Origin of the sequence: Acanthopleuribacter pedis (assembly GCF_017377855.1) — a bacterium.
GTDB lineage: Bacteria > Acidobacteriota > Holophagae > Acanthopleuribacterales > Acanthopleuribacteraceae > Acanthopleuribacter > Acanthopleuribacter pedis.
This window is the reverse complement of sequence record NZ_JAFREP010000024.1, coordinates 61659-75500: the sequence shown is the minus strand read 5'-3', so window position 1 is coordinate 75500 and position 13842 is coordinate 61659. Positions and strand designations below refer to the sequence as shown.

Annotated in this window: 10 protein-coding genes and 1 CRISPR repeat array; of the genes, 4 read left to right on the top strand and 6 right to left on the bottom strand. The window is 59.2% G+C overall.

What is annotated here, in order from left to right; translation table 11 throughout:
• Positions 1-96: 96 nt before the first annotated feature.
• Positions 97-3153: a sensor histidine kinase gene (locus tag J3U88_RS23220; protein ID WP_207861383.1), complete on the top strand. Its 3057-nt coding sequence runs from the start codon at positions 97-99 to the stop codon at positions 3151-3153.
• Entirely contained in the window at positions 3150-3806 is a 657-nt protein-coding gene (locus J3U88_RS23215) for a response regulator (protein ID WP_207861382.1), read from the top strand. The genes J3U88_RS23220 and J3U88_RS23215 overlap by 4 nt, the downstream gene beginning before the upstream one ends.
• Positions 3807-4178: 372 nt before the next feature.
• Positions 4179-4940: a CRISPR direct-repeat array (repeat unit 37 nt; unit sequence GTTCCAATCCTTGTTGTAGTGGATGTAGGTCCCTAAG).
• Between the two features lie 655 nt (positions 4941-5595).
• Here the strand turns inward: J3U88_RS23215 and J3U88_RS23210 are convergent.
• The 4 genes from J3U88_RS23210 to J3U88_RS23195 all read right to left on the bottom strand — a co-directional run bounded on the left by J3U88_RS23210 (position 5596) and on the right by J3U88_RS23195 (position 8442).
• Positions 5596-6288 carry an alpha/beta hydrolase family protein gene (locus J3U88_RS23210; RefSeq protein WP_207861381.1) on the bottom strand — a complete coding sequence of 231 codons (693 nt, stop codon included), beginning with the start codon at positions 6286-6288 and terminating at the stop codon, positions 5596-5598.
• Positions 6289-6439: 151 nt separating this feature from the next.
• The gene (locus tag J3U88_RS23205; RefSeq protein ID WP_207861380.1) at positions 6440-6811 is read right to left on the bottom strand and encodes a hypothetical protein; all 372 of its coding nucleotides are present in this window, start codon (positions 6809-6811) and stop codon (positions 6440-6442) included.
• A 31-nt stretch (positions 6812-6842) separates the two neighbouring features.
• On the bottom strand, positions 6843-7205 hold the full coding sequence (locus tag J3U88_RS23200) for a sulfatase-like hydrolase/transferase (RefSeq protein WP_207861379.1): 363 nt from the start codon (positions 7203-7205) through the stop codon (positions 6843-6845).
• Between the two features lie 100 nt (positions 7206-7305).
• Complete coding sequence (locus tag J3U88_RS23195) at positions 7306-8442, bottom strand: 6-bladed beta-propeller (protein WP_207861378.1); 1137 nt, start codon at positions 8440-8442, stop codon at positions 7306-7308.
• A gap of 204 nt (positions 8443-8646) precedes the next feature.
• Between J3U88_RS23195 and J3U88_RS23190 the strand changes: the two genes are divergently transcribed.
• Both J3U88_RS23190 and J3U88_RS23185 read left to right on the top strand, forming a co-directional pair.
• The gene (locus J3U88_RS23190) at positions 8647-11403 is read left to right on the top strand and encodes a phosphoenolpyruvate carboxylase (protein WP_207861377.1); all 2757 of its coding nucleotides are present in this window, start codon (positions 8647-8649) and stop codon (positions 11401-11403) included.
• Positions 11404-11755: 352 nt separating this feature from the next.
• Positions 11756-12379: a DUF2628 domain-containing protein gene (locus J3U88_RS23185; protein WP_207861376.1), complete on the top strand. Its 624-nt coding sequence runs from the start codon at positions 11756-11758 to the stop codon at positions 12377-12379.
• 246 nt (positions 12380-12625) lie between these two features.
• Here the strand turns inward: J3U88_RS23185 and J3U88_RS23180 are convergent, their stop codons facing one another.
• Positions 12626-13057 (bottom strand): MerR family transcriptional regulator, encoded by a 432-nt coding sequence (locus J3U88_RS23180; protein WP_207861375.1) that lies wholly within the window; start codon positions 13055-13057, stop codon positions 12626-12628.
• Between the two features lie 112 nt (positions 13058-13169).
• Positions 13170-13604: a hypothetical protein gene (locus J3U88_RS23175; protein ID WP_207861374.1), complete on the bottom strand. Its 435-nt coding sequence runs from the start codon at positions 13602-13604 to the stop codon at positions 13170-13172.
• Between the last annotated feature and the right edge of the window lie 238 nt (positions 13605-13842).

Genomic DNA, 13842 nt, shown 5'->3' with positions numbered 1-13842 from the left:
TGTATAAGATAAGGCGCGACGGAAAGCACTATATGTGTTCTTAAACCGAAGCAGCGCGTTTTTTCGCGCGCCTTCGGTCCAATGGATTGGGAATCTATGAGCGTTCATTTTGTCCTCTGGTTCTCCGTAAATGTCCTTGGTTTTTCAGGTGCGCAATCTTTTGTCGATGTCGCGGCCCTGGATGGCCGTGTGCGCTTGTTGGGTGGGAGCGTCGGCCTTTCGCAGGGCAACGTATTTTGTGTGACCCAAGATCGGTTTGGTTTCATTTGGGCCGGCACCGAAAACGGGCTTAACCGTTACAACGGCAAAGATTTTCAACAGTTTCTCTATCGGTCCGACGCCGCCAACGGTCTTTCCGACGACTGGATTTCGGCCCTTCTGCCCGACCCGAGCGGGGCGCTCTGGATCGGCACCCGCTTTGGCGTGGACCGCTTTGATCCCGTGACCGAAACCTTCCGCAATGTGCCCTTCGCGCGGGGAACCCGCGAGGGTTGGTGCTTGGCACGCGATCCCCAAAACCGACTGTGGTACGGCACCGACGACGGTTTGTTCCGGGTCGACCTCGATGCGGGCGTCGTTCGCCGTGACCCTCATTCACCGAATTGGCCGGTACGTGCCGTTTTGGTTCACGGGCAAAGCCTGTGGCTGGGGACCTGGGGCGGTGGTTTGTTTCGGATGTCGCCCGGCGGGGTGCCGGAGCCCGTTGCCTTACCCGGCCAGGTGACCCACATCCGTTCTATGGTTTTGGATCGGGACGGTCGCCTGTGGCTGGGTACGGCCGCGGGTGCCCATGCTTTTGACCCAGTCACCGGCGAACCCATCGGTACCTGGTTGTCCGACTGGGAAGTGCCCAGCCTGGCCGAAGATCGCGCCGGCCGACTTTGGATCGGCACCCGCGGCAAAGGTCCCCACGTGCTTTCACCTGATCGAACCCAACTGCAAGCCCTCACCACCGATGTTCATGGGGCGCCGCTTGATGCCGCCGTCGTTTGGCAGTGCCAACCGGATCGCACCGGGGTGATGTGGTTTGGTTTTGCCGGCGGCCGCGGGTTGGGCCGCTTGGTTGCGCCGCTTTTCTCCCTTGCGCGCCCCCATCGCGAAACGCTGGGCGGGGATGTCGCGCCCGGTGTTTGGGCCCTGCATCAGGATCGGCAAAAACGGCTCTGGCTCGGTGGCGAAACCGGCTTGATGCAACGCGTCGCGCCGAATGGTCCCTGGCGTTGCCTCAGTCGAGCGGGCCGCGTCCCGCGAGCTCGGGTTTGGGCTTTGGCCGAGCCGGCGCCCGGCGATCTTTGGCTGAGCACCAACAGCGCGGGCCTTTTGCGCTTGGATGTCGCGACCGAAACCACCCGCCGCGTCCCACTGCCCGGCCTCACCGGCACCGCCAATGTCATGGCCCTGGTGTGGGATGGTCGCTTCCTCTGGGCGGGCACCCGCCGCGCCGGCTTGTTTCGCATCAATCCGAAAAACGAACAGGTGGTTTCCTTGGCGGACTATGCCGGCGCGTCCGTCTTCGATCCGACCGGTGGGATTTTTGCCCTTTGCCCGGATCGACGTGGCGGGGTTTGGCTGGGCACCGACGGGGCCGGGCTGCTTCACTGGGACGAAAACCAACAGCGTTTTCAGGCCTTCCCCATCGTCGATCCGGCAAGCAGCACCCGTCGCACCCAACGCCTTTGGGCGCTGCACCTCGACGCCGCGAACAATCTTTGGCTGGGTTACAAAAGTGGCGGGCTTGCGGTTAAATCCGCGCGGCACGGCGCGATCACGCGCTTCACCACGGCCAACAGTGACCTGGCCGACAACACCGTGTACGCCGTCCAATCCGACCGGTCCGGTATGATTTGGCTCAGCACCAATCGCGGCCTGTCGCGCTTTGACCCCAAAACCGAAGCATGGCTTAACTTTGCCCCGATCCACGGCCTACAAGACAGCGAATTTAACCTGGGTGCCGCCTTCACCGCGTCCGACGGCGTGCTCACTTTTGGCGGGGTCGCCGGGCTTAATTGGTTTGATCCCATGGGTTTACCCCTGGTTAACGACCCGGTACCCGTGACCCTTACCCGTTTGACCATGCCAGGCCGGGCGCCGCGTCGCCTGCCGCGCGGTCCCGTTCAACTTCAGCCCGGGGTCGAGGCCCTCACCTTTGACTTTGCCCGTTTGGCTTACGAGGCGCCGGACCGGGTCAAAACCGAATACCTTCTGGAGGGCGTCGACGCCGATTGGCAGACCCAAACCGGCAACGTCGGCAGCGCGCGCTACACCTTTCTCCCGCCCGGCGAATACCAATTTCGGGTCCGGGCAACCGATGCCTTGGGGCGCCGTTCACGGCAAGAAACCACCTTGGCTTTTTCGATTCCGCCCACGTTTTGGCAACGCCCAACCGTGCGCTTGGCGGGACTCTTGGTCGTGATCATGGCTTTGATGGTTGCGGCGCGCCTGGTCCGTGCCCATCAACGGCGAACCCAAGCCTGGGTCCAAGAGTCCTTGGAACGGGAACGCGCGGCGCTGGAGGAACGGCTCCACGATGGACCCTTACAGATCGTCAAAAAACTGCATGCGCGTTTGGAGCAGGGACACCGCGACGCCCTGTCCGAACAAGGGATGCTTGACGGGTTAACCCAATTGCGTGGTTCCGTTCAGGACGTGTGTTTCCAGTTGCTTCCGCCAGCCTTACGCCTGTTCAGTCTGTCGGTGGCCCTTGAAGACGCCTTGACCGCCGCGGGTGAAGCGGCACCGGATGTGGCCGTGTCTTTTTCTTGTACCGGCGCGGACGAGACCTTGCCGTCCTCGGTTAAATTCGCGCTCTACGCGGTGTTCGAAAAAGCCCTACAAAACGTTCTGGCCCATGCCCATGCCAAAAACCTGAGTGTGGTGTTGACCGTCCACGCGCGCGAGGTCCGTTTGGAAGTGACCGACGACGGCGTGGGTTTTGAAGGCTTGCCCGCCGCCAGTCAACGCGCACGCCAAAAACATTTCGGCCTGATTTGCGCGCAAGATCGGGTCGAGGCCGTGCGGGGACGGCTCCAGCTTGAGACCGCGCCGGGTCGTGGTACCCGTTTGTTCGTGACCGTGCCGCTTCCCGGCGCCGTGTTTTCTCGTTTTGACCCGCGTTTTGGGTCCTGGTTCCGCCGCAAGGAGGTGCGCTTTTGATTCGAGTCGTCGTGGTTGACGATCACGAGGTCGTGCGTGAGGGCATTCGCGCCAGGTTGGCCGCGCACGAGGATGTGGTGTTGGTGGGTGAGGCCGCCGACGCCGAGGCCGGTTTGCGTCTGATCACAGAACAACAGCCGGATGTGGCCGTGCTGGATATTTCCATGCCGGGTGACCGCAACGGCATCGACGTGGTGCGCGCCGTCAAAACCGCCGGCCTCGCAACCAAACTGTTGATCTACAGTTCTTATGTGCGTGGGCCACTGGTGTTTGCGGCGCTCGACGCGGGTGCCCACGGTTTCCAATCCAAGGCTGAATCCCTGGAACAGGTGGTGCGAGGATGCCGCGCCGTGGTTCAAAGTGAGGGTTGGTGGTTCAGCCGCGAGGTGCAGGAGATCATTAACGCCAAGCACCTGCAACCGCGCAGCGACCATCTGACCCCCAAGGAACGCGAGGTGCTGAAATGGGTGTCCTTGGGATACGAAAACCTGAACGTGGCCGCGCGCCTGAGCATCAGCGAGAACACCGTCAAAAACCATCTCAAGTCCATTTACCGCAAGCTTCGGGTCGCGGGCCGTGTCGGCGCCGCGCTCTGGGCCTGGCGGCAAGGGCTGGTGCAGGACGCCTTGTCGGAAACCGCCCCGCTTGTGTGACCGACGGCGGGCTTCATCCTTGGTGTTGCCTCGCCTCGGCAATTTTTTGCCCTTAGGATGGATGTGCCGGAGGTTCAAAGAGGGAAGTATTTTTTTGGTGTATTTAAAAGTTGAATTTTTTAGAAGAAGATCTGTTTTCAAACAAGGCGTTGGGCGTTGGGAACTGGGTGGAAAGATTATGCAGCGAATATTTGAAAATAGAGGCCACGTTCGTATTTATGCTGGAAAATAAGAGCCACGATATCCAAGCCAGTGGTACAAAATACTGAGTCTGTAGTGAATTAGCGGCGTTACAATTGGTTTCAATATTGGTTGCAACAGTATTAGGTCACTAAGCCAAACAGGCTAATGTCCTCAGCCCGCCTCATCGACGTTCCAATCCTTGTTGTAGTGGATGTAGGTCACTAAGCGTCACCGAGAACGATATCTACCAATTCCTGATTGAGTTCCAATCCTTGTTGTAGTGGGTGTAGGTCCCTAAGTCTCTGATGTACGCGTAAACGCGCCAGTGGTCCATTGTTCCAATCCTTGTTGTAGTGGATGTAGGTCACTAAGTCGCACCCAGGCAGACACAGCCGTCACGACGGCAGCGTTCCAATCCTTGTTGTAGTGGATGTAGGTCACTAAGAACGTGTGGCTGATGCCATGGTTTGCAGCACGGTAGTTCCAATCCTTGTTGTAGTGGATGTAGGTCACTAAGAGATTCGTTTTCGTCTGTATTTTCAGTGTTTTCCGGTTCCAATCCTTGTTGTAGTGGATGTAGGTCACTAAGAATCCCAATGAACCACGTTGCGTTGACGGCAATGCGTTCCAATCCTTGTTGTAGTGGATGTAGGTCCCTAAGGATCTGGCCGGTTCCCGAGTTTGTGGCCGACATGAGGTTCCAATCCTTGTTGTAGTGGATGTAGGTCCCTAAGCAGGCCTACCGCGTTGCCATGGGTCGACCGGACAGGTTCCAATCCTTGTTGTAGTGGATGTAGGTCCCTAAGATGAGATGAGGAACACGTTTAACCTTCACGCGCACTGTTCCAATCCTTGTTGTAGTGGATGTAGGTCCCTAAGTCACCAAATCGAGATAAGGCGCCGCCTTTATCCAAGTTCCAATCCTTGTTGTAGTGGATGTAGGTCCCTAAGTCCTAAATTTTAGAAGTGCTTGTTTTCCTGGGGGTTATGGCGAAAAACCTGTTGGATCTTTTGGCCTTTTTGGGGGCGAATCCACTGGAAAACAGCCTGTTTTACCTCCCAAATCGCGAGTTTTTTCTTTGCTAATCGCTTGATTTGCTTCATCTTAGCGCACCTTGACCGGCTTAAGTTCGGAAAGTTTGCCTCGTTCCGCGATTTTTTTCCGCGGGCTTTGCTCGATTTTTACCATACCCTGGTCGGTCATCCAACCCCATCGTCTGACGCGAACACGGCGATGGGGACAGTCATGTGCAAGATGTTGACTTTGATCGGGGTGTCGGGTCTGTGTGAGGGTGAAGGGGGGCGGAGGGGCGTTTGGCTGGCGCGGGGATAGGCCGGGGAAATGCAACAACAAGCGGCGCAACGAGAATGGGACGCCGGCGTGTGAACCGGTGGCACGGCAACGCCGTGCAGGATTGAAGCCCAGGGTTGGGACCCGGCGCGTAGCAGGCGGGTGCCAACCCTGGGTCAAAGGCTCCAAAAAAGAGTAGGCTGAAGGCCTACCGCAACCAGGAAATCACGAGGTTAGCCACCTGAAACCGATGACCTGGTCGGGCAAACCAAGCGGCTATGCGACGTCGCGGCCCGCCACGTGAAACCATTCGGCCTACGGCAAAAAGCGTTCATGCCAGGCCAGGACCTTGGCCCAGGCATCGTGCCAGTCGTTTTCGCGCATGGTGTGGGGGCTGTCGGGGTAGTTGATCAGCTTTTCCCGCTCCGGTTGGTCCGCGTAATGGGGTGCCAACGCCGCGTGGAAATCGGCGGCATCGCGGTAGTCGACGACTTCGTCTAGGCCCGCGGTTTGCGACAAAATCGCGGCTGGAAAAAACCGGTTCGCCTGATCGGCGACGTCTTTTGGCGTCGCGATCATCGGCGTGGCTGAAACGACGCGTGAATCGTGTAACATCGCCGCGTAGCTGATCAGCCCACCCATGGAAATACCGGTCACGCCCGCTTTTTCCTTGGGCAAGAGGTCCCGACCCGCGAGCGCATCCAAAATATCGGGCACCTCCGCCGCGGTTTGCCGTACCAGTTGGAGGAAATGCCGCATCCAATCGCCGCCCGGCCCAAATTTGGCCTCCCAATCGGGATCGCGACGCCGGCCGTGGCCCGCGTTGTCGATCCCGACCGCCAAAAAACCCCGCGCCGCCAGGCTTTCCAATTCCCGTTGGTTCACGCTGCAATCCACTGAAAATCCGTGAAACAACAGAACGGTCCCTTTCGCCGCGGCGGTTTCCGGGCGATCCTGGCTAACCAAAAGCGCGGGCGCGGGGCCTAAGGTGCAAACTTGGGTATGCATGCGGGGTGCCTCGGGGTGTCTTTGGATTGAGTACCAGCCTATTGTGAAACCGGCGCGCCATGGATTCAACCATCTATTCAAGGCGTAGCAGGGTTTCCCCACCGGCCGTGTGCCTACCAAACGGCGGTTTCCTGTCGGGGACGTCTTTTGCTCATGACGCGGTTTTGCCAGAAACCCGCGCCGCGACGCACCGCTTCTTGTTCGTAGAATTTCTGTTTGATGGCGCTGTAATGCTGGTGCCGCGTTCCGCCCCTGGCCGCGTAGTCGGCCGCGGCAGTCGGGTCGCCGGCCAGGGGCGGGTATCGCCCGCCTTGCAATCCTCCTGGCGTTGGTGCAGGCGTTGCACCGTTTGTTGCGCCGTGATCGCGTCGCGCAGCAGGCCCGTCTCCGACTTGGTGGGACCGTTGGGATCGAGGCCGATCCAGTCGGAGAAACCGAAGGCGTCGAGCCGGTCGGCCGCGCGGTAGAGGGCCTCGTTGGCCGGGAGCCGTTGGCCGGAATCCTCGACCGTGGGCAAAGACATCGCGGGTGACCGGGTTGTAAATACTCGCCCGCTACATGTCCCATTTGACGTGGTAAAAGGTGCGGTAGCCGCCCGCGCGAAAGCCATTGCCCATGGTGGGCTGCAGCCAAAACATCTCGCGGTCAAAGTTGTTTTTGGTGACGCCGGCCGTTTGGGTGGCGCCGTGGAGGGAAGGGTAGTGGGCGGTAAAAAGGGTGGCGCGGCTGGGGACACAGGCGCTGGAACCAATGGTATGGTTGTTAAAAACCAGCGCGTTCTCGCACAGGGCTTGGCGGCCGGGTAGGTGGTCGGCCCGGAATGCTTGCAAGACCGCGTCTTCGTAGGAGGGCGGGTAGCGTTCTTCGTCGGTGAGAATCAACAGAATATTGGGACGCACGTTGCTTGCGGAATTCATGGGGGCCACCTCTTCAAAAACCGATGGGCGCGTTTGGTTGTTGTCTGAAATTTACCCATTGTGTCATTTTTTGTGGCTGTTCTGAAGCTGGGTGGGTTACCTAATGCTTCATGTTTTTTGGTGAAAAGAAAAAGAGATGGGGTTTGTCAGTGTCGTTCATTTGCGGGAACTGCTGTTTCATCACCGTCAGGTTGTCCTCATCCCATTGGAACCCGATGAGTTGGTTTTGGTGGCGGCCGACCAGCGCCTCAAACACCACCGGCGAGCCCGGGCCGGCTTGGGTGCGCAAAAAACCGTGGCTCCCCATTTCCACCAACCGCTTTTCGGCCGGATGGTACCAGCTCGCCACATAACGCCGCTTGGGTGCGTCCATGTGCATGAGGAACACCGCATCGGCAAAACCAACGGCAATATCCCAGCGCACCACCTGGGCGAGGGCGGATGTAAAAGCGGCCCGTTGGGTATGGGGATCGCGGCCCTTCAGCGCCTCAAAATCGACTTGCGAATGCAGCAACAGGTGTTTTTCCAGTAAATTGCCGCGCGCATCGTATTCCCACAGGGCCGTGTCGAAAAAGTCCGCGATCAACAGCCGATCCTTGTATTCGGTGAGGTACAGGACGGGCGGGAAATTGAAGTGTTTGGCGCGCGCATCGGTGGGATGAAATTGTTTGATCAGCCTGAACAGGTCGTCAATTACCCAAATCGCCAGGGGTTCGGCACTGTTGCGGCCGAATCCGTAGTAAAAGCCCTTGTGGTAAAGGCCCTGGCGAATGTTTAGCGAGGGACGGTCGGCGATGGTTTGGTAAAGGTGCTCCGAGAGCAAACGACCGTCGCGGTGGAAACGCGCCATTTTTTGCAGACCCACGACCACCAATTCGCCCGCCTTGTTGATGAAAAAGTCGCCGTAAGCTATGAATTCGCCGGGCCCTTCGCCCGACCCGCCGTAAACCGCGCGGAACGCGCCCTCGGGTGAGAAACGGAAGATGCGTTCGGCGCCGCGGTAATCACCGACCCATAATTCGCCGGTTTGGGGATCGACGATCACCTGATCGACGCCCGCGAGCAGGTGGTCCGGGTGTTCTTCAAGCACGACCACCTTCTGGAAATCAAAGATGTGGGTGATGTCGGCGACCGGCCGTTTTTCAACCGTAATTTTGGTGGGTACCCCGCTTGGTTCACTCGCGAACAGGGTGGCGAAAAGCAGGAGCAAACAAGGGCAAAACGGGGTGAAGCGCATGGAGGTTCCTCGCTGAAAAGTGGGTGTAGGGCGTGGGAAACGCAAATCAATCAAGGGTTTGTGGCAAAAATCCACGACACAGTCAAGCAAACGCGGTGCCGGCGTTGTGGTGCGGCACGCCAATTCGTGTTGAACTCACGCTAAGTCCATCCAGGTTTGTTAAGATGCCTGCACCCCCCATTTTTGGATGCCAGGAGGCGAATCGTGTCTTTTCCCCAGACTTTTGACCTCGACCAGAAAATCGAACAGGATTTGGCCATGGTGCTGGATTGCTTTCGCGAAGTGTTGGTTTCCCTCAACGAACCCGACCTCGCCAAAAACCTGTTTCGCCTCGAGTTACAAGGCGAAATGCTCCCCGAACGCACCGCCCAAGCCTATTCGATGGCCTTCCATTTCCTTAACCAAGTTGAAGAAAACGCCCACATCCAACGGCTGCGCGCCGTGGCCGCCGACGCCGAGGCCGAACCCGAGTCGGGTCGCTGGCGCCAAGTGTTGCAGCGGCTCCGTCAAGCCGGCGTGACCGCCGAACAGATAGCCGCCCGCTTGCCCGATGTCCGCGTGGAACCGGTGCTCACCGCCCACCCGACCGAGGCCAAACGCGCCACCGTTTTGGGCCATCACCGCGAGATGTACCTGTTGCTTGTCAAACAAGAAAACGGGATGTGGACCTCGCTGGAACGCGATCAAATTCGCGGCGAAATGAAGGACCTGCTCGAACGCCTGTGGCGCACGGGCGAGATCTTTTTGGAAAAACCCGACCTGGCCTCGGAACGCCGCAACATTCTGCACTACCTGCGCACCGTATTCCCCGAGGTGGTCCCCCTCGCCGACCAACGCCTGCGCCGCACCTGGCGCGATCTGGGTTTTGACCCGGCCCTGTTGCGGCGCGCCGATCAGTTGCCGCGTTTCCGCTTTGGGACCTGGGTCGGCGGCGACCGCGACGGCCATCCCTTTGTCACCGAAGCCGTTACCCGCGAAACCTTGAGCGAACAGCGTACCCAGGCGTTGTTGTGCCTGCGCGAACAACTCACCAACCTCGCCGCGCGCATCAGCTTGTCCGACTACCTACAGGAAACCCCAAGCGCGCTGGTCCAATGGCTGGCCCGGACGACCGCGGCGCTTGGTGAACGCGGGGTTGCGGCGATTGCCCGCAACAAAGGCGAACCCTGGCGCCAGGCGGTGAATCTGATGATCGCCAAGCTGCCGATTCGCATGTTGGCCAATGACGAGGCGCAACTGCACCAACAGCCCGGCGACTACGCCGATCCTTCAGCGTTGCTCGCTGATTTAGACCTGCTCGCCGATTCCCTCGACGCCGTCGGCGCCCGGCGTTTGGCCGAGGCCGACGTTTTCCCGGTGCAGCGCGCGGTGCAGTGTTTCGGTTTCCACCTGGCGGTATTGGACGTGCGCCAAAACAGTGCCTTCCACGACCGCGCCGTGGGCCAGTTACTGGCCGCCGCGGGTGTTGTCGACCACGCCTTTGCGGATTGGGACCTTGCCAAACGGATCGCCTTCCTCACGGAAGAACTGCAATCCCCGCGTCCCTTTACCTTGGCCGGCAGCGGCCTGGGCAAAGAAGCCGACGCCGTTCTGGCCTGCTTCCGGGTGTTAAAAGATCAGATTGATCACCACGGCCAAGCGGGTTTGGGTGCGTTGATTGTCAGCATGACCCGCAATTTTACCGACCTCGCCGCGGTTTACTTGCTGGCGCGGGAAACCGGGCTGGTGTTTGCCGGCGATGCCGGTTTGGTGTGCCGTCTGCCCGTGGTGCCGCTCTTCGAAACCATCGACGATTTGCGGCGCAGTGCCGACATCCTCGACGCATTCCTGTCGTTCCCGCTCACGCAACGCAGCTTGGCCTGCCAGGCGGAACGGAACGGTGAAACCACACCGATCCAGCAGATCATGGTCGGCTACAGCGACAGCAACAAAGACGGCGGCATCCTCGCCAGCTTTTGGACCTTGTACCAAGCCCAGGAGGCGATGAGCCAAGTGGCCGCCCGCCACGGCGTTGCCTTGCGGTTTTTCCACGGTCGCGGCGGTACCATCGGCCGCGGCGCCGGTCCTTCCCACCGTTTCCTGCGCGCATTGCCGCCGGGTTCTCTGACCGGGGACCTGCGGTTGACCGAGCAGGGCGAAACCATCGCGCAAAAGTACGCCAACCAAATGACGGCCGCGGTGAACCTGGAACTCCTCGCGGCGGGCACCACCGAGGCCGCCTTCAAGGCGCCACGCGAGGACGCCGTTGAGGTGCGTCTGCGCGGCATTTTGGACGAGGCGGCGGAACAGAGTTTCCAGGCCTACCGCGCCTTGCTGGAGACCGAGGGTTTTGTGGCCTTCTTCCGCGAGGCCACGCCGATTGATGCGATTGAGTCGAGCCACATCGGGTCGCGCCCGTCGCGACGCACCGGTAGTCGGAGCTTGGGCGATCTGCGCGCCATTCCCTGGGTGTTTAGCTGGAACCAATCGCGGTTTTACCTGTCCGGTTGGTACGGTGTCGGTTACGCGCTGGACGCGTTGCGCCGCAAAGATCCCGAGGGTTTTGAGCTGCTCAAAAACGCCAAAAACCAATTCTGGCCGCCGCTGCACTATTTAATAAGTAATGTAGCGACCAGCATCGCCACCGCCGATCTGCAGATCATGAAAAAGTACGCCGCCTTGGTGCGTGACGAAACGGTGCGAACACGGATCTTCGCGTTGATCGAGGAGGAATACGGCCGAACCATGAAGGTACTTGAGGCGATTTACGGCGGACCCTTGTCGGAAACGCGCCAAAAAACCGAACGGCCGCTGGCGCGGCGCCGCGCCGGTTTGCACTTGTTGCACCACCAGCAACGGGAGCAACTGCGCCGTTGGCGTGAACTGCGCGCGGCCGGCGACACCGCCGCGAGCGAAGCCATGCTGCCAGGGCTGCTGCTCACCATCAACGCCATCGCCGGGGGTCTCGGCACCACCGGCTAACCCTGTAACGACACACCCCACCCCCGTGGTTCACCCGCGCGGGTGGGGTTTCTTTTGAATGGTTTTGGCGGCTTCAACCTAAGAAACGCGAAAACGCGCGGTTCAAGGGATGCCCATGGAAGTTGTCTTGAAGGGCATTCAAGCGGAATTTGGCTGGCGGAAGTGCTGAGAAAGGGATAAGTTGGTGCAACACGTAACCCTTCCGATGACTGGACCCTCAGCGTGGTTCCAACATTGGTGCTGAATCTTTGTTTGCCTGGAATGCAGGGACTAAGCAGGTGAAGGCCGCGCCGAACAGACTGGCCGGGGGAAAGGCCCGGTGTTTTTTCACGATGCGACGACGAGGTGAACCTTGAGCAATCAGCCCGCGACCTACATAACTTATCTCCACCCCACCGAGGGTCCGGCGGTTGTGAAACAGGGGTTCTCTTGGCCGGGCGCGATTTTTGGGTTTATTTGGGCTTTTGTGAAACGGCTACCCGCCGCCGGTGCCGGGTTGCTCGCCGTGGAGGTGCTCCACATCCTCTCGCAAATTTATACCGACTTTGGTGCGGTGACCGGTGTGCTGAACGTGGGGGTGCATGTCTTGATTGGCGCCTACGGCAACCGTTGGCGTCAAGCGTATTTGGAGCAAAAGGGTTATGTACGTCAGGGTTGGTTGCGGGCCGAGACTTGGGAAGCGGCGCTTCCGATGTTTCACCATTCCTTGGCGCAGGCGTCCGTGGACCAACTCGACGAAAAAATCAGCCGGATGGCCGACAAGATGGACCATATGACCGCGCTTATCGAAAACCTGCAACAGCAGATCGCCGCGGGTGTTTCGCACGATGCCGCGTTGACGACGGTTGCTGAAGCGGCGCGTTTAGAGGCGCCCGCGCCAGCACCGCCGCTTCTCACAAGCCACGCCGGCCCAGGTGAAGCGCGGCCCGAGGTGGTGCTTTCGGCTGAGCGTGAAGGGGAAAAACCCACCTCGTAACGGGGGCCGTGTACGCGTTGTGGGTTCTAGGTTGTGTACGGACCTGTTCCCGCGTTTCGCGGCGCACCTCCCGAGATCGATACGCGCGAAACGCGGGGTTTGGTGTTAGGTTGCGCGGCAGGTACAGGCGTCGCGACAGGCGCAGCAGGATGTGCAGCGGCAGTTTTTACCGCCACAGCAGCAGCTATTTTTCGGACATTTGCATTGTGTTTGAGATGCCATGATGACTCCTTAGGTTGGGGACTGTTAACAACAGTCCCAATCTTTTTCAAAACATTCGAGCAGACCGCAGTGTTTGGCCGAGGTCTTTTTCCCGTGGGCGCATGAGGTCGAAAACTTTTGTAAGGACGCGAGCATCTGCTCCAACTCGGCGATTTTTTGCTGGATTTCGCGGATGGTTTCTTCCGATTTGGCGTGAATCACCGCGTTGGATTCTTCCGTACCGGATTCAAGCGCCAGCAACGACTTAATCGCATCCAAGGTAAAACCAAGGGTTTTGGCTTTACGGATGAAACGCAACTGCTTGATGTCGTTGTCGGAATAGGTGCGAAATCCGCCGTGCTTCGGCGGTTGCACGATGAGCCCCTTGCGTTCGTAGAAGCGAATCGTTTCAACCCCAAGCCCGGCTGCTTTGGCCGCCGCGCCGATGGTGCGTCCTTTTTTGGTTTCCAATGCCATCGGTGCCTCCCAATGTTTGTGAGTATAGGTTCCGTACATAGGTACGGGGTCAAGGCCCAAAATGCAAAAAAAATAAAAACGCTCCACGGAGTTTCTTCCCATGGGACACGCACTACATCGCTGAAGCGGCGGCCTTTTGGTCGGGTGAGGCCGGCGCCTCGAATAATTCCTTCACGCTGGGTCGCATCAGCACGACGATGGTGAACACGGCGAGGATGGTGCCGAGGGGCATCAGGCAGATGCCGCTCAGGGCGGCGACCACCAAACAGAAGGTGTAATGTTTCCGTTCACCGAGGTACCGTCCCGTCAGGTAAATGAGGAACGCGCCGATCCAACCTAAAAAAATGAACACCGCGGCCCCGACAATAAAGATGACGCCGAATGCGGCGGGCGGCGCTTCTTGTCCGGGCTGGTTGAATCCGCCGCTGATCATGAAAATCCCTAAGAAGAGATGGATCAACGGGAAACAGGCAAATACCGCGAGCAAAATAGCGGCGACATAGTGGAAAATAGTTAATAATCGCAAATGTTCGAGATCTTGATTCATAGACGGCCTCCCAATAAGCATCGCCCAATTATGCGCGGTTTCCCCGCATTTGGGGCCAAGCTTTCCGGGATTCGGCGGCTTTGCGCCCGGTTTTGGTCAGATTCGGCACCTCTCGGTCCGGCCGCGGTGAAAGTCTCAGGTGTGAGCGTGGTTGTGTAGGCGGCTTCTGGTCGCTTTTGCTTGGAGGCGGCCGTCTGCAGATAACGCAGCCAACCGGTGCCCAGCCCGCATTTCTCAC

Excerpts from the sequence above, each read along its gene's own strand:
- J3U88_RS23195 (WP_207861378.1), bottom strand. The coding sequence starts at position 8,442 with ATGCGCTTCACCCCGTTTTGCCCTTGTTTGCTCCTGCTTTTCGCCACC.
- J3U88_RS23205 (WP_207861380.1), bottom strand. The coding sequence starts at position 6,811 with ATGTCTTTGCCCACGGTCGAGGATTCCGGCCAACGGCTCCCGGCCAAC.
- J3U88_RS23210 (WP_207861381.1), bottom strand. The coding sequence starts at position 6,288 with ATGCATACCCAAGTTTGCACCTTAGGCCCCGCGCCCGCGCTTTTGGTT.
- J3U88_RS23175 (WP_207861374.1), bottom strand. The coding sequence starts at position 13,604 with ATGAATCAAGATCTCGAACATTTGCGATTATTAACTATTTTCCACTAT.
- J3U88_RS23200 (WP_207861379.1), bottom strand. The coding sequence starts at position 7,205 with ATGAATTCCGCAAGCAACGTGCGTCCCAATATTCTGTTGATTCTCACC.
- J3U88_RS23180 (WP_207861375.1), bottom strand. The coding sequence starts at position 13,057 with ATGGCATTGGAAACCAAAAAAGGACGCACCATCGGCGCGGCGGCCAAA.
- J3U88_RS23220 (WP_207861383.1), top strand. The coding sequence starts at position 97 with ATGAGCGTTCATTTTGTCCTCTGGTTCTCCGTAAATGTCCTTGGTTTT.